This is a genomic window from Amycolatopsis sp. NPDC102522 (assembly GCF_055584485.1).
The window spans coordinates 305769-329160 of record NZ_JBVJLY010000001.1 but is presented as its reverse complement, the minus strand read 5'-3'; the positions used below and the strand labels follow the sequence as shown (position 1 = coordinate 329160).

7 protein-coding genes are annotated in these 23392 nt (G+C 70.1%); 6 read left to right on the top strand and 1 reads right to left on the bottom strand.

All coding sequences use genetic code 11. The annotated features are described in order from the left end of the window. Positions 1 to 159: 159 nt before the first annotated feature. On the top strand, positions 160 to 933 hold the full coding sequence (locus tag ACZ6YV_RS01175) for an ABC transporter ATP-binding protein (protein WP_378245928.1): 774 nt from the start codon (positions 160 to 162) through the stop codon (positions 931 to 933). Next, positions 918 to 2474, top strand: coding sequence for a hypothetical protein (locus tag ACZ6YV_RS01170; protein ID WP_465507741.1), 1557 nt, complete (start codon positions 918 to 920; stop codon positions 2472 to 2474). The genes ACZ6YV_RS01175 and ACZ6YV_RS01170 overlap by 16 nt, the downstream gene beginning before the upstream one ends. Before the next feature lie 17 nt (positions 2475 to 2491). Here the strand turns inward: ACZ6YV_RS01170 and ACZ6YV_RS01165 are convergent, their stop codons facing one another. After that, positions 2492 to 3757 (bottom strand): cytochrome P450, encoded by a 1266-nt coding sequence (locus ACZ6YV_RS01165; RefSeq protein ID WP_465507740.1) that lies wholly within the window; start codon positions 3755 to 3757, stop codon positions 2492 to 2494. A gap of 239 nt (positions 3758 to 3996) precedes the next feature. Between ACZ6YV_RS01165 and ACZ6YV_RS01160 the strand changes: the two genes are divergently transcribed. From ACZ6YV_RS01160 to ACZ6YV_RS01145, 4 genes are all read left to right on the top strand, one after another. Beyond that, positions 3997 to 5508 (top strand): ArnT family glycosyltransferase, encoded by a 1512-nt coding sequence (locus tag ACZ6YV_RS01160; protein WP_465507739.1) that lies wholly within the window; start codon positions 3997 to 3999, stop codon positions 5506 to 5508. 174 nt (positions 5509 to 5682) lie between these two features. Further along, a complete protein-coding gene (locus ACZ6YV_RS01155) occupies positions 5683 to 7095 on the top strand; it encodes a class I adenylate-forming enzyme family protein (protein ID WP_465507738.1) in 1413 nt (470 codons plus the stop codon). Further along, positions 7092 to 8018 carry an ACP S-malonyltransferase gene (locus ACZ6YV_RS01150; RefSeq protein ID WP_465507737.1) on the top strand — a complete coding sequence of 309 codons (927 nt, stop codon included), beginning with the start codon at positions 7092 to 7094 and terminating at the stop codon, positions 8016 to 8018. The genes ACZ6YV_RS01155 and ACZ6YV_RS01150 overlap by 4 nt, the downstream gene beginning before the upstream one ends. Positions 8019 to 8074: 56 nt before the next feature. Continuing rightward, positions 8075 to 23389, top strand: a complete 15315-nt coding sequence (locus ACZ6YV_RS01145; RefSeq protein WP_465507736.1) for a type I polyketide synthase — start codon at positions 8075 to 8077, stop codon at positions 23387 to 23389. The last annotated feature ends 3 nt before the right edge of the window (positions 23390 to 23392 follow it).

Sequence of the window (23392 nt, the reverse complement as noted above, 5' to 3'; positions counted from 1 at the left end):
ATGTTATTGATCTCCCCATCTCCTGACGATCGGCGTAGAGACGGATATTCGCCTCATCAAAAGGGAGGAGGCGGCCGCGGGTCTTGGTACCGATTGACGAGGGTGCGCGGAGGCGGGCTGTGCTCCAATCGAGCGGTGCGAGAAGCGACGACGGCCCCCGTGACGACCGACGACGCCTCGGCCCCGCTGGAGATCTCCGGGCTGCGGAAAGTGTTCGGTGACAAGGTCGCGGTCGACTCGGCCGACCTCACGGTCCGCCGCGGCTCGTTCTTCGGCCTGGTCGGGCCGAACGGCGCCGGGAAGACCACCACCCTGTCCATGGCCGTCGGCCTGCTGCGGCCGGACGCCGGCTCGGTGCGGATCTTCGGCGTGGACGTGTGGCGTGAGCCCGCCAAGGCCAAGGCGTTGATCGGGGTACTGCCGGACGGATTGTCCGTACCCGAACGACTCACCGGCCGTGAGCTGCTGGTCTACAGTGGCCTCCTGCGCGGCCTGGACCGGGAGACCGCCGGCTCGCGGGCCACCGAGTTGCTGCAGGTGATGGGGCTGGCCGAAGCCGAGCGGACGCTGATCGTGGACTACTCCGCGGGCATGCGGAAGAAGATCGGCCTGGCCAACGCGTTGCTGCACGCTCCGAAGCTGCTGGTGCTCGACGAGCCGTTCGAAGCGGTGGACCCCGTGTCGGCGGCCACCATCCGGATCATCCTCAACCGGTTCGTCGCCGCGGGCGGCGCGGTCGTGCTGTCCAGCCACGTGATGGCGCTGGTGGAGCTCATGTGCGACCACGTCGGCGTGATGTCGGACGGCAAGGTGGTCGCGGTCGGGCCGGTGGACGAGGTCCGGGGCGGCGAACAAGGCCTCGAGCAGGCTTTCGTCGCGCTGGTCGGCGGGCACACCGAAGGGGCGGAGGGGCTCGCGTGGCTCTCGTCCTGATCCGGATGCGCCTGCGGGTGCTGACCCATTCCTTCCGGCCGGAGCAGGCGATCACCAGCATCGGCAAGCTGCTGCTCGGCCTGCTCGGCGCCGCGCTCACCATCGGGCTGGCGGCGGTCGGCCTCGACACCGACAAGATCACCGCGGACCTGCTCGGCATGGTGTTCCTGGCCTGGTTCGTCGGCTGGATCATCGTGCCGCTGCTCACCGGAGGCGGGGACGAGACCCTGCGCCCGGAGCATTTCGTGCTGTTCCCGATGACCTCCCGTCAGCTGGCGACAGGACTGCTCGGGGTCGCCTTCGTCGGCGGCGGCTCGCTGGTCACCCTCCTCGCCGGGGTCGCGCTGGTGGTGTTCGGCGCCGGTCTCGGCACCGGTGCGACGCTGGTCGCCATTCCGGCACTGCTGCTGCAGACGGTGTTCTTCGTCCTCGTCTCGCGGGTGGTCCTCGCCGCGCTCGGCGCCGCGCTGAGGTCACGCCGCGGGCGGGATCTGGCGCTGCTGCTGGTCGCGGTGCTCTGTGTCTGCGGCTTCCTGCTGCGGTACCCGATCCAGTCGCTCGGCCCGGAGATCGTGCGCGGGAACGCGCCGGGGTTCTCGACGCTGCTGCACCTGCTGCCGTCGGGCTGGGGGATCGCGGCGGTCGAGGCGGCGGCACGGGCCGACTGGCTGATCGCGTTCGGCGCGCTGTTCGGGCTCGCGGTGCTGGTCGCGCTGCTGCTGCTCGCGTGGGCGCCGCTGATCGAACGCCGGATCACGGCCAGGGCCGCGACCGGCCGCAGCCGCCGGGCCGGATCCGACGGACTGCTGGTCCGGCTGCTGCCGGCGACCCCGCTGGGCGGCGTCGTCCACAAGGAACTGCTCACCTGGGGCCGCGACGCGCGTCGCCGGGCGGTGCTGGTCACTTCGCTGGCGGCGCTGCCGGGTGCGGTGGTGCCGGCGTTGAGCGGCGCCGACCTGCTGCTGCCGTTCGCCGGGTTGTTCGTACTCGGCCTCGCCTGCGCGGAGACCTCGAACCTCTACGGACTCGACGGCGGCGGTATGTGGCACACGCTGGTGGCGCCCGATTCCGCGCGGGCCGACGTCCGCGGTCGTCAGCTGGCGTGGGCGCTCGTGGTGGCGCCGTTCTGTATCGCGCTCACCGTGGGCTTCACCGTCTTCAGTGGACTGGACTGGGCTTGGCCGTGGGTGCTCGCGCTCCTGCCCGCGGGCATCGGTGGCTGCGCGGGCGCGGTGGTGCTGCTCTCGGTGGTCGCCGCGTACCCGGTGCCGCAGAACTCCGACAGCAACCCGTTCACCTCGGGCACCAACCCGCACTTCCTCCAGCTGGGTCTCATACCGCTGCTGCTCACCGCGATCGGCCCGTCGACCGCCCTGCTGATCCTGGGCCTGGCCGATGACAGCCCCGTGCTCGGCTGGCTGGCTGTGCCGGTCGGGGTGGGCGTGGGCGTGGTGATGTGGTGGCAGTGCGGCCGTCAGGCGTACCGACGGCTCGAGAGTCGCGGCCCGGAACTGTTCAAGGTGGTGCGCCAGGGGGTGTGAAGCCCCTGGCGCACCGGTCAGGACTTGCTCAGCGGGAGGGTCCGCAGGCCGCGGATCACCAGTGACCGGCGGACCTTCGGCTCGGCCGCCACCTTCAGCTTCGGCATCCGGGCGGCGAGGGCCTGGAACGCCACCTCGCCCTCCAGCCGGGCCAGCGGCGCGCCGATGCAGTAGTGGATGCCGCTGGAGAAGGACAGGTGGTCCGGGCCGTCCGTGCGGTTGAGGTCGAACCGGTCCGGGTCGGTGTAGACCTCGGGATCGCGGTTCGCCGCGCCGATCAGCAGCACCACCTGGGTGTCCGCGGGAACGACCGTGCCGAGCAGCTCGACGTCCTCGTGCGGCAACCGCTGTGACTGCTGCACCGGTGACTCGTAGCGCAGTGTCTCTTCGACGGCTTTCGCCGCCAGGTCCGGGTTCTCACGCAGCAGGGCCCACTGGTCGGGATGGCGCAGCAGGGCCAGCGTGCCGTTGCCGATCAGGTTCGCCGTGGTCTCGGAGCCCGCGATGGCCAGCAGGCCGAAGATGTTGACCAGTTCCTCGGGGGTCAGCTTCTCCTCGGCCCTCGCCTGAACGAGACTGGTGGTCAGATCGTCACGGGGCTCGGCCCGCCGCTGGTCGATCAGCTCACCGAAAAGAACCGTGAGCTCCTGGATCGAGATACGCAGCTGCTTGGCGAACTTCACCGAGCTGACGCCGTCGAGTGTCGCGCCGATCACCGCGCCGTGGCGCAGGAAGTCCGTCCAGCGGTCTTCGCCGATGCCGAGCAACTGGCCGATCACGACCAGCGGCAGCCGGGTGGCGAACCCGGCCATCAGGTCGAAAGTGTCTTCGCGCTCCAGCTCGTCGAGCAGCTCTTCGCAGGCGCGTTCGACGGCGGGCCGGAAGCGTTCGATCGTGCGCGGGCCGAACGAGGGTGCGACCAGGCGGCGCAGTCGGCCATGGTCCGGCGGGTCCAGTTCCAGAAAGGACACGTCCAGCTTCGGCACGTCCTTGAGCCCGCCGTTCAACAGCTTTCCTTCGGTGGTACGGATTCCGAAGCGTTTGTCGCGGAGGATCGAGTCGATCAGCGGATGGCTGGCGGTGAGCCACGGCCCGAGTTTGCTGCGGTGCAGCGGCCCGAGGTCCCGGACCCGCTGGTGCACCGGGTATGGATTCTCCTGGCCGCGCAACAGATCCGCGAACGGATCGCCGAGCACCCCGCTGAGCCGGACCAGCGCCTTGGCGGCGAGCAGGGTCGTGCCCAGCCGGAGATCACCGGCGCGGCTCTGGGTGGCGGTCACCATGGAAAGTCCTCTCCGGAAACGGGAACAACCAATGGCCGCATCGTTCCACGGAAGTCTTCGCCGTCGTGCCGGGACGAACCCCTAGCCATCCCCTACGCGGCCCCAGAACACCTTGTCGCGGTAGAGGAAGGAGCGCGACCGACAGTACGGTCGGGCGATCCGGACGCCGATGGCAGGGGTCATCGCGCACGGTCCGAAGTCGCCCGGCATACCCGGGACCAGTGCGGTGGGGGAGCTCAGTGGAACAGAGCGTTTCGGCGACGGTGATCCCGTCGGCGGCCGAAGTCCAGGACGTCGACGTCGACCGCCGACCGGTGTTCGCCCGGACACCGGTCGCGATCGTGGCCGCCGCCGTCGGGCTGGCGCTGCTGGTCACCAGTGGGTCCTACGGCTACCACCGCGACGAGCTCTACTTCCTCGCCGCGGGTGCGCATCCGGACTGGGGCTACGTCGACCAGCCGCCGCTGGTGCCGCTGCTCGCCTGGGCGCTCGACCACGTCTCGGGCGGTTCGCTGGTCGTGCTGCGGCTGCCGGCGATCCTGCTGGCGGTGCTGGGCGTGCTCGTCACCGCGATGATCGCCCGCGAGTTCGGCGGCGCGCGACGGGCGCAGGTGATCGCCGCGGCGGCCTACGGCGCGGCGCCGATCACGCTGCTGGCCGGGCACTGGCTGGCGACCAACTCGGTGGACATGTTCTTCTGGGCGCTCGCCACCCTGCTGCTGGTGCGCTGGGTGCGCACCAGGGACGATCGGCTGCTGCTCGTGCTCGGGATCGCCGCCGGGGTGGCGTTGCAGGCCAAGTACCTGATCGTGTTCTTCCTGGTGTTCGCGGTGGCGGCGGCCGCGCTCGCCGGGCCACGGGAACTGCTGCGCCGTCCGCTGCTCTGGGCAGGTGCCGCGATCGCGTTCGTCTGCGCGCTGCCGACGGTGCTTTGGCAGGCCGCGAACGGCTGGCCGCAGATCGAGATGAGCGAAGCGATCGCGCGGTCCGCCGAGGCCACCGGTGGCCGGGCCGGCTACCTGCCGACCCTGCTTTCACTGGCCGGGCTGCCCGCGCTTCTGCTCCTGTTCGGCGCGGGACGGCTGCTGTGGTCGGACCGGTTGCGGCAGTGGAGGTTCCTCGGGTTCACCGTCGTCGCCCTGCTGGTGGTGTTCATCGCGATCAACGGCCGTGCCGACTACCTGGCCGGTGTCTTCCCGCTGTTGCTGGCCGCGGGCGCCGCCGGGCTCGGGCCGTCACCGCGTACCCGGTGGGTGCCGTGGGTGGCCTGGCCGGTGCTGCCGGTTTCGGCCGCGCTGGCCGCCGCGTTGATGCTCCCGATCTATCCGGTCGCCTCGGTGGCGACCTCGCCCCAAGCACTGGCCGAGTCGGCGCAGACCGTGGGCTGGCCCGAGTTCGCGGGCGCTGTCGAGCGGACACGGCGGACGATGCCGTCCGGCACGGTCGTGCTCACCGCGGACTACGCCCAGGCCGGTGCCCTGGACAAGTTCGCACCGGGGCTCGCCGTCTACAGCGCGCATCGTGGCTACGCGTACTTCGGTGTCCCGCCGGAGAACACGACGTCGGTGTTGTTCGCCGGATCCGATCCCGGCGAGCTGGGGAAGTACTTCGGCTCGGTGCGACCGGCGGGCACGACAGGAAACGCTTACGGCGGACTGAAGAACCTGGCGCTGGACGTTCCGCTTTGGATCTGCGACCAGCCGTTGGACAGCTGGCCGCGGCTCTGGGAACGCATGCGCCATATCGCCTGAGCCCGCCTGCCCCGCTCTCGGGGCCGGGGCTGGGGCGGGGTGCGGCGCGAAGGGGGCGATAGGGGTATCCGTTCCCGAACAACGGTTTTAGGCTCGCCCCGGCGGTACTTGCGTTGGTTCGCCCATGACGCCGGGGATTTCCGGCGATTTTCCGTCCCGGTGTGGAGGAATACCATGACTGCGAGAATTTTCGCCCCGGACTCGGTGCGTACCTTTTCCGAACTCGAACGTGAAGTGGTCGGCGTCGCCGAGGCACTGCGGCAGCGGGGTGCGGGCCCCGGTGTCCGCGTCATGCTCAAGGCAGGGAACTCCGCCGGGTACGTGAGCACGCTGTTCGCGTTGATGCACGTCGGCGCCTCGATCGTGCTGGTGGATCAACAGGAACGTCCGGAAGAGACTCGGCGGATCGCCCAGCGTGCCAGTGTGAAACTGGTCATCGCCGACGAGGACGCGCCGCTGGCCGACATCGACGAAACGTCGTTCATCTACGAGCTGATGATCGACGCGCCGGGTTTCGCACCGGCGTACCCCCGAGTGTCCTTTGAGGACTGGTGTGAGCTGCCGGACAGCCTGCTGATGTGGTCCTCGGGCTCCACCGGCGAACCCAAGGGCATCGTCAAGAACGGTGGGCGGTTCCTGCGCAACCTGCGGCGCAACGCCGATCAGGTGGGCCACACCGAGCAGGACGTCCTGCTGCCGCTGCTGCCGTTTTCGCACCAGTACGGCATTTCCATGGTGGGCATCGCCTGGCTGGCGCGGTGCTCGCTGGTGATCGCGCCCTACCGCCGTCCGGACCGGGCGATGCTCATGGCGGCGCAGTGCGGGGCCACCGTCGTCGACGCCGCCCCGGCCACCTACCGGAGCATGCTCAACATCCTCCGCAAACGCCCGCAGGTCAAAGACCAGCTGCGCACGGTGCGGATGTTCTGCAGCGGTGCGGCGCCACTGGACGGACCGCTGGTGGACGCCTACGTCGAGGAGTTCGGGCTGCCGCTGTTGGACAGCTACGGCAGCACGGAAGCGGGCAACGTCTCCTTCGCCACCTCGGAGAACGCGGTCGGCTGCGGGCGCGCCATGCCGGGACTGACGGTGGAGGCGGTGGACGACGAGAACCGGCCGGTGGCCGCCGGCGAGATCGGCGAGCTGATCATCCACACCCCGGACATCCTGACCGGCTACCTCGCCGAAGACGGCACTGTCGATCCTGCCGACCAGGAGACCTACCGCAGCGGCGACTTCGGCTACCTGGACCCGGACGGCAACGTCTTCGTCCTCGGCCGCAAGTTCGCCGTGCACCGCAACGGTTTCACACTGTATCCGGAGATCATCGAGCGCAAGGTGAGCGCTGCGGGCTGCTCGGCGAAGCTGATCGCGCTGCCGGACGAGCAGCGTGGCGCGCGCCTGACGCTCTTCGTCGAGGACGAACAGCTGCGGGAACCCGCGCACTGGCGCCCGCTGGTCGACGACGTGCTGGCAGAGTCCGAACGGCCGAACCGGATCCGCGTGATCGAGCGGTTCCCGTTGAACCGCAACGGAAAGCCGGACCGCGGTCAGCTCACCGCACTCGCCACTGGGGCCGCGGAATGACGGCGGCGGCGGAAACGGCCTACTTCTTTCCCGGCCTGGACGGGTTCCGGCTCGCCGAGATCGGCAAGTTCCTCGTGCTCAGCCCGTTCGCGCGCGAACGGCTCGCGGTCGCCGACGAGGCGCTCGGCTACTCGGTCACCCGCGCGCTGCGCGACTCCGGCGACTACGCGTCCCCTGCGGCTCGCGCCGCCACGCTGGTGAACGCGCTTTCCCTGGCGGACTGGGCGAAGGAGAACCTGGGCGAGCCCGGCTACTGCGTCGGCATGAGCTTTGGCGAGCTGATCGCCGCGGCGCACGCGGAATGCCTGCCGTTCGCCGACGCCGTCCGGATCGCCGCCGGGGTGGGCGAGTGCGAACTCGACTACTTCCGTACCGCGCACCAGGATCTCGTCACCCAGGTGGTGACCAGGGTGGCCGCCGAACGGATGGACGAACTGCTGGCGGACCTGTCCGATCGCGGGATCTGGTACGACCTGTCCGGGCACGTGGACGACGGCCACTACCTGATCACCATGGCGGAGAAGCATCTGGAGGAGTTCACCGCCGGGGTCGGCAAGGCGGGCGGGTACTCGTTGTACGCCATGCGTCCGGCCGCGCACTGCAGTGCCTTCGGGCCACTTCGCGACCGGATCGAGACGGAGGTGCTGCGCGGCACCGCGTTCGCCGACCCCGCCGTGCCCGTGGTGTCCGATGTGGACGGTTCAGTTCTGCGGACCGGCCGTGCGGTAAGGGAACTGGTGCTCAGCGGCTTTCTGCGCCCGCTGGAGTGGCGGTCCACGGCCGTCGCGCTGGCCGGGCTCGGCGTGCGCAGGCTGTGTGTGGTGGGGCTGGACCGGATGTGGTTCCGGCTCGCGGTCACCAAGAAGAACTTCATCGTGGAGCCGGTGAACCAGGCCACGGTGTTGCGACACCGCCGAGGCTGACCGCGGCGCGATGCCGGGTCGCTCGGAAAACAGGTTGAGATGGGGAGTCGTTGGCCATGGCCAGTGCGGATGATGTCACTGAGAACTCCGTCCGGACGGCCGCGCCGCGCGACCGCTTGACGGCCGCGTCCGCCGCGGAGCGCGCGCGGGCGCTGCTCCGGCTGGTCCGGGAACAGGTCGCGGACGCGCTGGAGCACGTCCGGCCGGAGGCGGTCGGCCCGCGGACGGTCCTGCCGGACCTGGGCTTCGATTCCCTCGCGGCGGTGGCCCTGCATCGCGGGCTGGTCGCGGCGACCGGGCTCGACCTCCCGGTGACGATGGCCTTCGACCAGCCGACGGTGTCGGCGCTGGTCGGCTTCCTCGAAGGTGAACTGCTGGGCCGCACCACGTCCGTGGCGGGCGCGCCCGCGCGGGTGGCCGACGACGGTGAGCCGATCGCCATCGTCGCGATGGGGTGCCGCTTCCCCGGCGGCGCCGAGACTCCGGACCGGTTCTGGGAGCTGATCGCCGACGGCGGGGACGGCACCGCCGGGTTCCCCGAGGACCGCGGCTGGGACCTGGCCGCCCTGTTCGGCCAGGACGACGGTCACAGCGCCGTGAGCGCCACTCGCCGGGGCGGGTTCCTGGACGGGGCCGACCGGTTCGATCCGGCGTTCTTCGGCATCAGCCCGCGTGAGGCGCTGGCCATGGATCCGCAGCAGCGCCTGCTGCTGGAAACGTCCTGGGAGACCTTCGAACAAGCCGGTCTCACCCCGGGTTCGCTGCGCGGGAGCCGGACCGGTGTCTTCGTCGGCGCCGAGAACCACGAGTACGGCCCGCGCACGGACAAGGCGCAGGACGGGCTTGAGGGTTACCTCGTCACCGGGACCGCGGCGAGTGTGGTCTCGGGACGGCTCGCCTACACGTTCGGCTTCGAAGGCCCGGCGATCACCGTGGACACCGCGTGCTCGTCCTCGCTGGTAGCCCTGCACCTCGCGGTGGCCGCACTGCGCCGCGGCGAGTGCGACCTGGCGCTCGCCGGCGGGGTCGCGGTCATGTCCGGCCCGGCCTCGTTCGTCGCCTTCAGCCGCCAGCAGGGGTTGGCCGCAGACGGCCGCTGCAAGCCGTTCGCGGCCGCCGCCGACGGGACCGGCTGGGGTGAAGGAGCCGGTCTGGTCCTGGTCGAGCGGCTGTCCGACGCGAAACGCAACGGGCACCGCGTACTGGCGCTCGTCCGCGGTTCCGCGGTGAACTCCGACGGCGCGAGCAACGGCCTCACCGCGCCGAACGGGCCCTCCCAGCAGCGGGTCATCCGCGAGGCTCTGGCATCGGCAGGGCTCGAACCCGGCGAGGTGGACGTCGTCGAAGCACACGGCACCGGGACGAAGCTGGGCGATCCGATCGAGGCGCAAGCCCTGCTCGCCACCTACGGCCAGGACCGGCCCGGCGACCGCCCGCTGCTGCTCGGCTCGGTCAAGTCGAACATCGGGCACACGCAGGCCGCCGCGGGCATCGCCGGCGTGATCAAGATGGTGCAGGCGATGAGCCGCGGTGTCGTACCGCCGACCCTGCACGTCGACGAGCCGACCCCGTTCGTGAACTGGGCCGCGGGCGCCGTGCGGCTGGTCACCGAGACCACGCCGTGGCCGGAACTGGACCGGCCGCGCCGGGCGGCGGTGTCTTCGTTCGGGATGAGCGGGACCAACGCGCACACCATTCTCGAACTGCCCGAGCCCGAGCCCGAGCCGATGCCCGAGTCCGAGTCCGAAAAGGACACTCACCATCGGGTGCCCTGGGTGCTTTCGGCGCGGTCGGACGCCGGGCTGCTCGCGCAGGCCGCCCGGCTGAAGGACTTCGTTGCGGAACTCGAATCGCCCGGTGTGGCCGAGATCGGTACCGCGCTGGCGACCACCAGGACGGCGTTCGAGCACCGCGCGGTGGTGACCGGCACGGTGCTCGACGATCTGCTCGCCGGGGTGTCCGGTCTGGCCGAGGGTTCGGTGCCCGCGGGTACCGTGCGCGCGACCGTGGCGGAGAACGCCGACAAGGTCGTGTTCGTCTTCCCCGGCCAGGGCTCCCAGTGGGCGGGCATGGCGACGGACCTGCTGGAGAGCTCGCCGGTGTTCGCCAAGCGGCTGCGCGAGTGCGCGGCCGCGCTGGAGCAGTTCGTCGACTGGCCGGTGCTCGACGCGCTGGGCGCGGACGCGGAGGACCCGTGCTGGACGCGGGTCGACGTGGTGCAGCCGATGCTGTGGGCGGTCATGGTGTCCCTGGCCGAACTGTGGCGGTCCGCCGGGGTGGAACCGGCCGCGGTCATCGGCCATTCGCAGGGCGAGATCGCCGCAGCCTGCGTCGCGGGCGCGCTGAGCCTCGACGACGCCGCCTGGGTGGTGGCCCTGCGCAGCAAGGCGATCGCGGCGAGCCTCGCCGGTCGTGGCGGCATGCTGTCACTGGCCGCGCCGGTGGCCGAGGCCGAGCGGCGCCTCGTGGGCTGGGGCGACCGGCTGTCGGTGGCCGCGGTCAACGGGCCGAGCGCCACGGTGGTCTCCGGTGACCCCGAAGCGCTGGCGGAGCTGCAGGCCGCCTGCACGGCGGACGGTATCCGCGCCCGGCTGGTGCCGGTGGACTACGCCTCGCATTCCTCGCACGTGACCGAACTCGAGACGCATCTGCTCGACGTGCTCGCTCCGATCGACCCGCGTACCCCGCGCATCCCGTTCTATTCCACAGTGGACCGGTACTGGCTGGATTCCCCGGTGGTCGACGGCGGTTACTGGTACCGGAATCTGCGCCAGACCGTGCGGTTCGCCGAATCCGTGCGTGCGGTGCTGGAGGCCGGGCACGGCGCGTTCATCGAGATCAGCGCGCATCCGGTACTCACCGCCGCGATCGGGGAAACGATCGAAGCCGCCGGTGCCGACGCGGCCGCGTTGGGCACGCTGCGTCGCGACGACGGCGGGCAGGACCGCGTGCTGGCCTCGCTCGCCGAGGCCCACGTCCGCGGCGTCACGGTGGACTGGAGTGGCTACTTCTCCGGCGCGAGCCCGTCACCGTTGCCGACCTACGCCTTCCAGCGCGAGCGTTTCTGGCTCGACGCCGGGGAGCGCGGGCCTGCGGACCTCGCCGCCTACGGCCTCGGCCCGGCCGGGCACCCCATGCTCGGCGCGCTGGTCGGGGTGGCCGGTGACGACGCGCAACTGTTCACCGCGAGCCTGTCGGTCGCCGCGCTGCCCTGGCTGGCCGACCATGTCGTGGCCGGGAACATCCTGGTGCCGAGCACGGCGTTCGTGGAACTCGCGCTGCACGCGGGCGGCCGTCTCGGCGCGGAAGCGCTGGAGGAGCTCACCCTAGAGGCGCCGTTGATCGTGCCGGAGCGGGACGCGGTGGAACTCCAGCTGACGGTCGGGAGCCCCGACGGCGACGGCCGCCGGACGCTGCTGGTGCACGCTCGGCCCGCCGGGGGAGAACTGCTGGACACGCCCTGGACGCGGCACGCCGCGGGCGTGCTGGGACAGGCTTCGAACGGCGAAGGGCAGCGGTTCGCCTGGCCGCCGCCCGGAGCCGAACCGCTTCCGCTCGACGACCTGTACGACCGGTTCGCCGCCCAGGACTGCGTCTACGGTCCGGCTTTCCAAGGTCTGTCCGGCGCTTGGCTCGCCGGGGACGAGGTCTTCGCCGAAGCCGTGCTGCCCGAAGCGGAGGAGTCCGCCGGGTTCGGGTTGCATCCGGTGCTGCTCGACGCGGTGCTTCAGGCGACCGAACTGGCTTGGCCGGTCACCGGCCCGGCCAGGCTGCCGTTCGCCTGGTCCGGGGTCACCCTGCACGCCGTGGGCGCGACGAGGGTGCGCGCCCGGATCACCCGTGCCGGCGCGGAGTCGGTGCGGGTCGAGGTCACGGACGGCACCGGCGCCCCGGTTGCTTCGGTGAACTCGCTGGTGACCCGGCCGGTGGTGCTGGAGCGCGAAGGGCACCTGCCGCCGGATTCGTTGTTCCGGCTGGACTGGGTCACCAGGCCGCTCGCCGCCGGGGAAACCCCGGAGCACGAGATCGCCGACCTGTCCGACGACACGGCGCAGGTGCACGAAACCGCCGCCGCCGTGCTCGCCGTCGTACAGCGGTGGCTGGCCGACGAGAGCCGTAGTGCGGCGAAGCTCGTGGTGGTCACCCGAGGTGCGACCGAAGGCACGAATCCCGCACAGGCCGCCGTCTGGGGCCTGGTCCGCTCGGCGGAGGTGGAGCACCCCGGCCGGTTCGTGCTGGTCGACCTCGACGGCGAACCGGCCTCCGCCGCCGCACTGCCCGCGGTGATCGCGTCCGGCGAGCCCGAGGCCGCCGTCCGGCGGGGAACGGTGCTGGTGCCCAAACTGACCAGGGTCCCCGCGCCGGCCGCGCGCCGGCTCGACGACGGCGGCACGGTGCTCGTCGCCGGTGGAACCGCCGGGCTGGGCGCGCTGGTCGCCCGGCATCTGGTGACCGCGCACGGGATCCGGAAGCTCGTGCTGACGAGCCGCCGCGGAATCGAGACGCCGGGCGCCGAGGACCTGCGGGCCGAGCTGACGGCCACCGGTGCGGAGGTCACCGTCACCGCCTGCGACGTCGCAGACCGGGAGGCGGCGGCCGCGCTGCTCGACGGCATTTCGGATCTGACGGCGGTGGTGCACACCGCGGCCGTGCTCGACGACGGCCTCGTCGAGGATCTCACCCCGGACCGCCTGTCCGCGGTGCTCCGGCCCAAAGTGGACGGTGCGCGCATCCTGCATGAGCTGACCGCGGACACTGGGTTGGCGGCGTTCGTGCTCTTTTCGTCCGTGGCCGGGACGTTCGGTGGAGCCGGGGTGGCCGGTTACGCCGCCGCGAACTCCTTCCTCGACGCGCTCGCACAGGCCCGTGTCGCCGGGGGCTCGCCCGCGGTGTCACTGGCGTGGGGTGTCTGGGGCGGTGGCGTCGGGATGACGTCACGACTGTCCGAACCGGACCTTCGACGGCTGGCCGCGGAGGGACAGGCGCCGCTGACCCCGGAGCAGGGTCTCGCGTTGTTCGACGTGGCCCTCGGTGGTGAAACCCCCGTCCTGCTGCCCATGTCTCTCGATCGCGCGACCCTGCGCGCCCAGCCGGACACCCTGCCCGCCTTGCTGCGGGGACTCGTGCGCGGACCACGGCGCGTGGCCGCTGCCGCCGCCTCGGCGGACGGCTCGCTGGTGGGCAGGCTGGCCGGGTTGCCGTCCGCGGACCGTGACCGGGTGCTGCTGGAGCTGGTCCGGGCACAGGCGTCGGCGGTGCTCGGGCACAGCGGCACGGACGCGGTGAGCGACCGGAAAGCCTTCCGTGAACTGGGTTTCGACTCGGTGAGCGCGGTGGAACTGCGGAACCGCCTGAACTCCGCGACCGGGCTGCGGCTGCCCGCGACCCTGGTCTTCGACTTCCCGTCGCCGCTGAGCCTGGCCGCCCACATCCGCCGGTTGCTGCTCGGAGAGGCCGAGACCCCGGCCACGGTGACGACCACGGTATCGACGGACGAGCCGATCGCCATCGTCTCGATGAGCTGCCGATTCCCCGGTGGCGTCAGCACGCCGGAACAGTTGTGGGACATGCTCGCCGCCGGCGGCGAAGGGATCGGCGACTTCCCTCAGGACCGCGGCTGGGACCTGGCCGGGTTGTACTCGCCGGACCGGGACCGGTCCGGCACCAGCTACACCAGCCGTGGCGGGTTCCTCTACGACGCGGCGGAGTTCGATCCTGGGTTCTTCGGGATTTCGCCGCGTGAGGCGCTGGCGATGGATCCGCAGCAGCGGTTGCTGCTGGAAACCTCTTGGGAGGCCTTCGAGCGCGCCGGGATCGACCCGACTTCGCTGTCCGGCAGTGCTTCCGGCGTCTTCGTCGGAATGTCCTATCAGGACTATGCCTCCCGGCTGAACCGCATCCCCGAAGAGGTCGAGGCGTATACAGGCAACGGAACGTCGCTGAGTGTGGCGTCGGGTCGGGTGGCGTATGCGTTGGGGTTGGAGGGTCCGGCGGTGACGATTGATACGGCGTGTTCTTCGTCGTTGGTGGCGTTGCATTTGGCGTTGCAGTCGTTGCGTCGGGGTGAGTGTGGTTTGGCGTTGGCTGGTGGTGTGGTGGTGATGGCGTCGCCGGATATGTTTGTGGAGTTTTCTCGTCAGCGTGGGTTGGCGGTGGATGGTCGTTGTAAGGCGTTTTCGGCGGGTGCTGATGGTTTTGGTTCTGCTGAGGGTGTTGGTGTTGTTGTTTTGGAGCGGTTGTCGGATGCTCGGCGTAATGGTCATCGGGTGTTGGCGGTTGTTCGTGGTTCTGCGGTGAATCAGGATGGTGCGTCGAATGGTTTGACGGCGCCGAATGGTCCTTCGCAGCAGCGTGTGATTCGTGCTGCGTTGGCGGATGCTGGTTTGCGTTCGTCTGATGTGGATGCTGTTGAGGCGCATGGCACGGGGACGACGCTGGGTGATCCGATCGAGGCGCAGGCGTTGCTGGCGACGTATGGTCAGGATCGTGAGGAGCCGTTGTGGTTGGGTTCGGTGAAGTCGAATCTGGGGCACACGCAGGCCACGGCCGGGGTCGCCGGGGTGATGAAGATGGTGCTCGCCATGCAGCACGGCGTGCTGCCGAAGACTTTGCACATCACTGAACCGAACGAGCGGATCGACTGGAACTCCGGAGCGGTCGAACTGCTGACCGAGGCAAGGGACTGGCCGGACACCGGACGGCCGCGGCGGGCGGGGGTTTCCGCGTTCGGTATCAGCGGCACCAACGCCCACGTCATCCTGGAGCAGGCGCCGGAGATCGTTCCCGCGCCCACCGTGCCGGTTTCCGTGCAGCCGTGGGTGCTTTCGGGTAAATCCCCGGAAACAGTGGAGGCGTTCGCCGGTCGGCTGGCCGGGTATGCCGGTGATGCCGCAGGTGTGGCGGCGGGACTGACCGGTCGTTCGGTTTTCGAGCATCGCGCGGTGCTGGTGGGTGAGGATCAAGCTGGCTTGGCTGCCGCCTTGGCGTCGGGTGAGTTGCCTGCTGGTGTGGTGCGGGGTTCCGGCTCTGGTGTTGATCGTGTGGTGTTTGTGTTCCCTGGTCAGGGGTCGCAGTGGCTGGGTATGGCCTCGGCTTTGCTGGGGGAGAGCCCGGTGTTCGCTTCGCGGATGGCGGAGTGCGCCGAGGCTTTGAAGTCCTTTGTGGACTGGTCCCTGTTCGAGGTGTTGGACGACGAAGCTGCTTTGAGTCGGGTTGATGTTGTGCAGCCGGTGTTGTGGTCGGTGATGGTGTCGCTGGCCGCGGTGTGGCGTTCGCTGGGTGTGGTTCCCGCTGCGGTGGTCGGGCACTCTCAGGGCGAGATCGCGGCGGCGGTGGTGTCGGGTGGTTTGAGCCTGGAAGACGGGGCTCGGGTGGTGGCGTTGCGGAGTCAGGCGATCGCTGCCGAGCTTGCTGGTCTGGGTGGGATGTTGTCGGTGGCCGCTCCGGTGACGGAGGTCGGCGAGGGTGTGTCGATCGCGGCGGTGAATGGCCCGAACGCGGTGGTGCTGTCGGGCGATCCCGAGGCGCTGTCGAAGGCGAAGGCCAAGTTCGAGGCCGAAGGTGTTCGGGCTCGGTTGGTGGCGGTGGACTACGCGTCGCATTCGGCTCATGTCGAGCGGATCGAGGCGGAGCTTGCCGAGTTGCTGGCGCCGGTGACCCCGCGCAAGGGTGAGGTTCCGTTCTATTCCACTGTGGACTCCCGTTGGCTGGACACCTCTGAATTGACTGGTGGTTACTGGTATCGGAACTTGCGGCAGACGGTGCGGTTCGCGGACGCGGTGGAGCAGTTGGCCGCTGAGGGTCTGCAGATGTTCGTCGAGGTCAGTGCCCATCCGGTGCTGACGATGGCGATCGAGGACACCGTGGATGTGCCGGTGGTGGGCACGCTCCGCCGCGACGAGGGCGGGCTGCGAAGGTTCCTCCTCTCGGCAGGCGAGGCGTTCTGCAAGGGTGCGGACGTGGACTGGCGGGGGTTGCTCGGCAAGGCCGGGACGGTTCCGGAGGATCTGCCGACGTATCCGTTCCAGCACGAGCGCTACTGGCTGACCGACGCCCAGCCGGACTCCGCGGGCCCAGCCGAGTCCACTATGGACGCCCGGTTCTGGGACGCCGTCGGCCAGGAGGATCTCGCCGGTCTTGCGAAGACCCTCGGTACCTCCGAAGACCAGCAAGCCGCGCTGCGAGCCGTGCTGCCAACCCTCACGTCCTGGTATCGCGGGAACCAGGAACAGGCCGAAAAGGACAGCAAGCGGTACGGCGTCTCCTGGCAGCCGCTCGATCCGCCCGGCGTCCCGAAGCTCGACGGCACATGGGTCGTGCTGTCTTCGGCCGCGGACAGCGGGCACCCGTGGGTCCAAGGCTCACTCGACGCGATCACCCGGGCCGGTGCGGCGGTGCGGTACCTCGAACTCGACGAACAGGACACCGACCGCACGGTGCTCGCCGGGAAACTCCGGACGGCACTCGAAGACGGGGTTGAGCCCGCCGGCGTCCTTTCCCTGCTCGCGTTCGACGAAAACGGCCACAGCGTCCACCGCGCGGCACCGCTCGGGCTGGCGCTCACCGTCGCGCTGGTCCAAGCGCTCGGGGACGCCGGTGTGCGGGCGCTGCTGTGGTGCGCCAGTGACGGCGCGGTGTCGGTGACCCCGGCCGAGGCGCCGCGGAATCCGGCGCAGGCCCAGGTGTGGGGGTTCGGCCGGGTCGTCGGCCTGGAACACCCCGAACGCTGGGGCGGACTCGTGGACCTGCCCGCCGAGGTGACGGACCGCGCCCTCGCCGGACTGACAAGCGCACTCGGCAACGCGGCGGAGGAAGACCAGCTCGCCGTCCGTGCCACCGGCGTCCTCGTCCGACGCCTGCTGCGTACTCCGGCCGGGGACGTACCGGTTCGGACCTGGCGCCCGGAAGGCACCGTCCTGGTGACCGGGGGCACGGGCGCGCTCGGGACGCACGTCGTCCGCTGGCTCGCGCACAACGGCGCCGAGCACGTGCTCATCACCAGCCGTCGCGGCCCCGATGCCCCCGGAGCTGCGGAACTCCGCGACGAGCTCGCGGAGCTGGGCTGCCGCGTGACGATCGCGGCCTGCGACATCGCCGACCGCGCTTCGCTCGCCGAGGTGCTCGCAGAGCATCCGGTCACCGCCGTGTTCCACGTGGCGGCGGTGCTCGACGACAGCCTGATCGACTCGCTCACCACCGCGCAGATCGACCGGGTCACCCAGGTCAAGGTCGGCGGCACCCGCAACCTCCACGAACTGACCGAAGACCGCGACCTGTCCGCGTTCGTGCTGTTCTCGTCGTTCGCCGGCACCACCGGCGGGCCGGGGCAGGGCAACTACGCGCCCGGCAACGCCTTCCTGGACGCTTTCGCGCAGCAACGCCGTGCGCGCGGCCGCACCGCGACCGCCGTCGCCTGGGGACCGTGGGCGGGCGGCGGTATGGCCGAGGGCGACGGCGGGGAACTGTCACGGCGGCATGGGCTCAAAGACGTCAGCCCCGAGCTTTCGCTGGCCATCCTCCAGCAGGCACTCGACCACGACGAAACCTTCCTGACCGTCGCGGACATCGACTGGGAACGGTTCTTCCTCGCCTTCACCTCCTCGCGGGCGCGGCCGTTCCTGCACGGGGTGGACGACGTGCGGCGGATGCTCGCCTCCGGTGCGGGCGGGGACATGGTCGGCACGGGCACGGCGAAGAACGCGGCCCCCGCGTCGGCCTCCGAACTCGGCGCGCGGCTGGCGAACCAGCCGGCCGCAGACCAGGAGCGCGAGCTGATGCGGCTCGTCCGCGGCCAGATCGCCACTGTGCTCGGCCACGCCGACGCCGAACGCATCGAGGCCAAGAAAGCCTTCCGCGAACTGGGTTTCGACTCGGTGACCGCGGTCGAACTGCGAAACCGGCTGAACGTCATCACCGGACTCCGGCTGCCCGCGACGCTGATCTTCGACTTCCCGTCACCGGCCGCGCTGGTCGCGCATCTGCGCAAGGAGGTGCTCGGCGAGGCTGAAAGCGCCGCCCCGGTCACGGCCGTCCCGGTGGCCGCGACGGACGAACCCGTGGCCATCGTGGCGATGAGCTGCCGTTATCCGGGCGACGTGGAGACGCCGGAAGACCTGTGGCGAATGCTCGCCACCGGCGGCGAAGGCATCACGGACTTCCCTGTCGACCGGGGCTGGGATGTCGAGGCGCTCTACGACCCGGACCCGGCGGCCGAAGGCAAGACCTACAGCCGCCGCGGCGGTTTCCTGCACCGGGCCGGCGATTTCGATCCGGGGTTCTTCGGGATTTCACCGCGTGAGGCACTGGCGATGGATCCGCAACAGAGGTTGCTGCTGGAAACCTCTTGGGAGGCCTTCGAACGAGCGGGCATCGACCCGCTGTCCCTCGCGGGAAGTTCTTCGGGAGTCTTCTTTGGAATGTCCTATCAGGACTATGTCGATCAGCTGAATCAGGCACCTGACAGTGTTTACGTCGGAGTCGGCAACACCGCGAGTGTGGCGTCGGGTCGGGTGGCGTATGCGTTGGGGTTGGAGGGTCCGGCGGTGACGATTGATACGGCGTGTTCTTCGTCGTTGGTGGCGTTGCATTTGGCGTTGCAGTCGTTGCGTCGGGGTGAGTGTGGTTTGGCGTTGGCTGGTGGTGTGGTGGTGATGGCGTCGCCGGATATGTTTGTGGAGTTTTCTCGTCAGCGTGGGTTGGCGGTGGATGGTCGTTGTAAGGCGTTTTCGGCGGGTGCTGATGGTTTTGGTTCTGCTGAGGGTGTTGGTGTTGTTGTTTTGGAGCGGTTGTCGGATGCTCGGCGTAATGGTCATCGGGTGTTGGCGGTTGTTCGTGGTTCTGCGGTGAATCAGGATGGTACGTCGAATGGTTTGACGGCGCCGAATGGTCCTTCGCAGCAGCGTGTGATTCGTGCTGCGTTGGCGGATGCTGGTTTGCGTTCGTCTGATGTGGATGCTGTTGAGGCGCATGGCACGGGGACGACGCTGGGTGATCCGATCGAGGCGCAGGCGTTGCTGGCGACGTATGGCCAGGATCGTGAGGAGCCGTTGTGGTTGGGTTCGGTGAAGTCGAACCTGGGGCACACGCAGGCGGCCGCGGGTGTCGCGGGCGTGATGAAGATGGTCATGGCCATGCAACACGGACTGATCCCGGCGACGCTGCACGTGACCGAGCCGTCTCCGCACGTGGACTGGTCTTCGGGCGCGGTGCGGCTGGCGACGGATTCCGTCGAGTGGCCGGACACCGGCAGGCCGCGTCGGGCGGGGGTTTCCGCGTTCGGTATCAGCGGCACCAACGCCCACGTCATCCTGGAACAGGCACCGCTCACCGAAGCCCCGGTTTCCCCGGCCCCGGCGGTGCTGCCGTGGGTCGTGACGGGCAAGACACCGGAAGCGCTCACCGCGCTGGCGGCCCGGGTGGCCGAATACGGCCTCGACCACAATCCGGCCGACGTCGCCGCCGGGCTCGCGGGCCGGTCGATGTTCGAGCATCGCGCGGTCGCCGTCGGTTCGGCTCAGCCGGAACTGCTGTCGGCCTTGGCATCAGGTGAGTTGCCTGCTGGTGTGGTGCGGGGTTCTGGCTCTGGTGTTGATCGTGTGGTGTTTGTGTTCCCTGGTCAGGGTTCGCAGTGGCTGGGGATGGCCTCGTCGCTGTTGAATGAGAGCCAGGTCTTTGCTTCGCGGATGGAGGAGTGCGACAGTGCTTTGAGGTCCTTTGTGGACTGGTCGTTGTTCGAGGTGTTGGACGACGAGGCCGCTTTGAGCCGGGTTGATGTTGTGCAGCCGGTGTTGTGGTCGGTGATGGTGTCGCTGGCCGCGGTGTGGCAGTCGCTGGGTGTGGTTCCGTCAGCGGTGGTGGGCCACTCTCAGGGTGAGATCGCCGCCGCTGTGGTGTCAGGTGGCTTGAGCCTGGAAGACGGCGCGCGGGTGGTGGCGTTGCGGAGCCATGCCATCGCTGCCGAGCTTGCTGGTCTGGGTGGGATGTTGTCGGTGGCCGCTCCGGTGACGGAGGTCGGCGAGGGTGTGTCGATCGCGGCGGTGAATGGCCCGAACGCGGTGGTGCTGTCGGGCGATCCCGAGGCGCTGTCGAAGGCGAAGGCCAAGTTCGAGGCCGAAGGTGTTCGGGCTCGGTTGGTGGCGGTGGACTACGCGTCGCATTCGGCTCATGTCGAGCGGATCGAGGCGGAGCTCGCTGAGTTGCTGGCGCCGGTGACCCCGCGCAAGGGTGAGGTTCCGTTCTATTCCACTGTGGACTCCCGTTGGCTGGACACCTTTGAGTTGTCGGGTGGTTACTGGTATCGGAACTTGCGGCAGACGGTGCGGTTCGCGGACGCGGTCGAACAGCTGGCCGCCGAAGGTCTGCAGATGTTCGTGGAGGTCAGTGCTCATCCGGTGTTGACGATGGCGATCGAGGACACCGTGGATGTGCCGGTGGTGGGAACGCTCCGCCGCGACGAGGGTGGGTTGGAGCGGTTCCTGCTCTCGGCAGGCGAGGCGTTCTGTCATGGCGCGGACGTCGACTGGCCGGGCCTGCTCGGCAAAGCCGGGACAGCCCCCGAAGACCTGCCCACGTATCCGTTCCAGCACGAGCGCTACTGGCCGGATGGCGTGAACGGCAACGGAAACGTCGTGTCCGCCGGACTCGGCGCCACCGAACATCCGCTGCTCGGCGCGGCGATCGAACTCGCGGACGGGGAGGGGCTCCTGTTCACCGGCCGGGTGTCCGTGCACAGCCACCCCTGGCTGGCCGAGCACGCCGTCGCCGGCACCATCCTGTTCCCCGGCACCGCTTATCTTGAACTCGCCATCCACGCCGGTGACCGGATCGGCTGCGGTCACCTCGAAGAACTGGCCATGGAGACCCCGCTTGTGCTGCCCCGCAGTGGCGGAGTGCAACTGCAGCTGGTCGTGGCCGAGCCCGGCGAGGGCGGGCGCCGCGGCATCGAGCTCTACTCCAGGCTCGACGACGGCGAGTGGACCCGGCACGCCGCCGGGGTGCTCAGCCCGGCCGCACCGGCGGCCACCGCGGACCTGACGGCCTGGCCCCCGCCGGGCGCGGAAGCCGTCGACGTCGCCGGGTTCTACGATGGGCTGGCCGAGCAGGGCTACGAATACGGACCGGCGTTCCAGGGCCTGCGGGCCGCTTGGCGCCGGGGCGACGAGGTGTTCGGCGAGGTCGCGCTGCCCGAGGCACACCGGTTCACCGCGGACCGGTACGGCCTGCACCCCGCCCTGCTGGACGCGGCGATGCAGACCACCGAACTCGGCGGCTTCGACGAGGACGGGCAGACCCGCCTCCCGCTGCTGTGGACCGGCGTCACCCTGCACGCCACCGGCGCCGCCGCATTGCGCGTCCGGGTTTCGCCTGCCGGGCCCGACGCCGTGGCCGTCGACGTGGCAGACCTTGCCGGCGCTCCGGTCGCGTCGGTCGCCTCGCTGGTGGCGCGCCCCGTGTCGGCGCAGCAACTCGCCGCCGCCAGGTCCGCCGGTCGGGACGCGCTCTACCGGCTTGACTGGACGCCCCTGCCAGTAGAACCGCAGGCCGGTGAGCAGCCGGTACTGGTGGGCGGGGACCACCTCGGCCTCGCCGCCGCGGGTCTCGAACCGGTCGAGTATTCGGATCTTTCCGTGCTGGCGAAGGAACTCGCCGAGATCCCGGCGGTGGTACTCACCACCTGCCCCACCGCACCCGAGGACAAGCTGACCACCGCGATCGGGACGGCGACCGAACGGGTGCTCGGGCTGGCGCAGGACTGGCTGGCCGACGAGCGGTTCGCCGCCGCGAAACTGGTGCTGGTGGTCCGCGACGCGCCCGCGCAGTCCGCGATCACCGGCCTGATCCGGTCCGCGACCGCGGAGAACCCCGGCAGGCTGGTGCTGGCGCATGTCGACGACGACCCGGCCTCCCTGCGGGTCGTGCCCGGCGCGCTGGCCACCGGTGAACCGGAGTTCGCCGTGCGGGCGGGACAGGTGCTCGTGCCACGGCTGGCGCGAGCCGGGCAGCCCACCGGTGAGCCGGTGACGCTCGACGCGGACGGCACGGTCCTGGTCACCGGCGGCACCGGAACTCTCGGCCGTCTCCTGGCCCGGCATCTCGTCTCCCGGCACGGCGTCCGTCACCTGCTGCTCGTCAGCAGGCAGGGACCCGAGGCCGAAGGCGCGGGCGCACTGGTCGCGGATCTCGCCGAGCTCGGCGCCGAAGTGACCGTCGCCGCCTGCGACGTGTCCGAGCGGGAGGAGGTCCGGGCCCTGCTGGGAACGATCCCGGCCGACCGGCCGCTGACCGCGGTGGTGCATACCGCCGCGGTACTGGACGACGGAGTGTTCGGCTCGTTCACCCCGCAGCGGGTGGACAAGACCTTGCGCCCCAAGGCTTACGCCGCGATCCACCTGCACGAGCTCACGAAGGACCTCGATCTCACCGCCTTCGTGCTCTTCTCCTCCGGCGCGGGCGTCTACGGCAGCCCCGGGCAGGCGAACTACGCGGCCGCGAACTCGGTGCTGGACGCCTTGGCGCAGCAGCGCCGGGCAGCCGGGCTCCCCGCGATCTCGCTGGATTGGGGACTTTGGGCGAGCACCAGCAAGCTCACCGGCACGCTGGGCGAGGCGGACTTGAGCCGCATCGCAAGGGAAGGCGGCCTCGCGATCTCCGACGAGGAAGGCCTGGCGCTGTTCGACGAAGCGCTGCGGCACAACTCGCCGGTGCTGATGCCGTCGCCGATGGACACTTCGGTGTTGCGCGCCCAGGCCAAGGCGGGCACCCTGCCCCCGTTGCTGAGCGGACTGGTGCGGGCACCCGTCCGTCGCGGCACGGCGGGGACCGCTTCCGCCACGGGCGGGGACGACCGCGAACAGGCCGCGTTGCTCGGCAGGCTGGCCGGGCTGGACCACGACGGCCGGGTCGCGCTGCTGCTGGACCTGGTGTGCGGGCACGCCGCCACCGTGCTCGGGCACCAGAGCGCGGCGGCGGTGGATCCGCAGCGGGGATTCCTCGAGATCGGCTTCGACTCGCTGACCGGGATCGAGCTGCGCAACCGGCTCAACGCGGCGGTCGGGCAGCGGCTGCCCGCCACGCTGATCTTCGACTACCCGGCGCCGGAAGCGGTGGCCGGTCTGCTCGCGGAAAACCTGACTGTCACCGGACAGTCCACTGTGGACGCTCCGCCGCTGCTGGGCAGGCTCGACAGCCTGGACGCGGAACTGGCCGCGCTGACGCTGGACGAGCGGTCGCGAGCCCAGCTGGTCGAGCGGCTCACCGCGCTGGCCGCCCGGTACGGCGGCGGCACGACGGCGGGCGGCGGACTCACCGAAAAGATCGACGCCGCCTCCGACGACGAGATCTTCGACTTCATCGACAACGAGCTCAAGGCGTGAGTT

What these genes read in the sequence shown, in the direction of transcription:
- ACZ6YV_RS01165 (WP_465507740.1), bottom strand. Translation starts at nt 3,757, where the DNA reads ATGGTGACCGCCACCCAGAGCCGCGCCGGTGATCTCCGGCTGGGCACG.
- ACZ6YV_RS01155 (WP_465507738.1), top strand. Translation starts at nt 5,683, where the DNA reads ATGACTGCGAGAATTTTCGCCCCGGACTCGGTGCGTACCTTTTCCGAA.
- ACZ6YV_RS01150 (WP_465507737.1), top strand. Translation starts at nt 7,092, where the DNA reads ATGACGGCGGCGGCGGAAACGGCCTACTTCTTTCCCGGCCTGGACGGG.
- ACZ6YV_RS01145 (WP_465507736.1), top strand. Translation starts at nt 8,075, where the DNA reads ATGGCCAGTGCGGATGATGTCACTGAGAACTCCGTCCGGACGGCCGCG.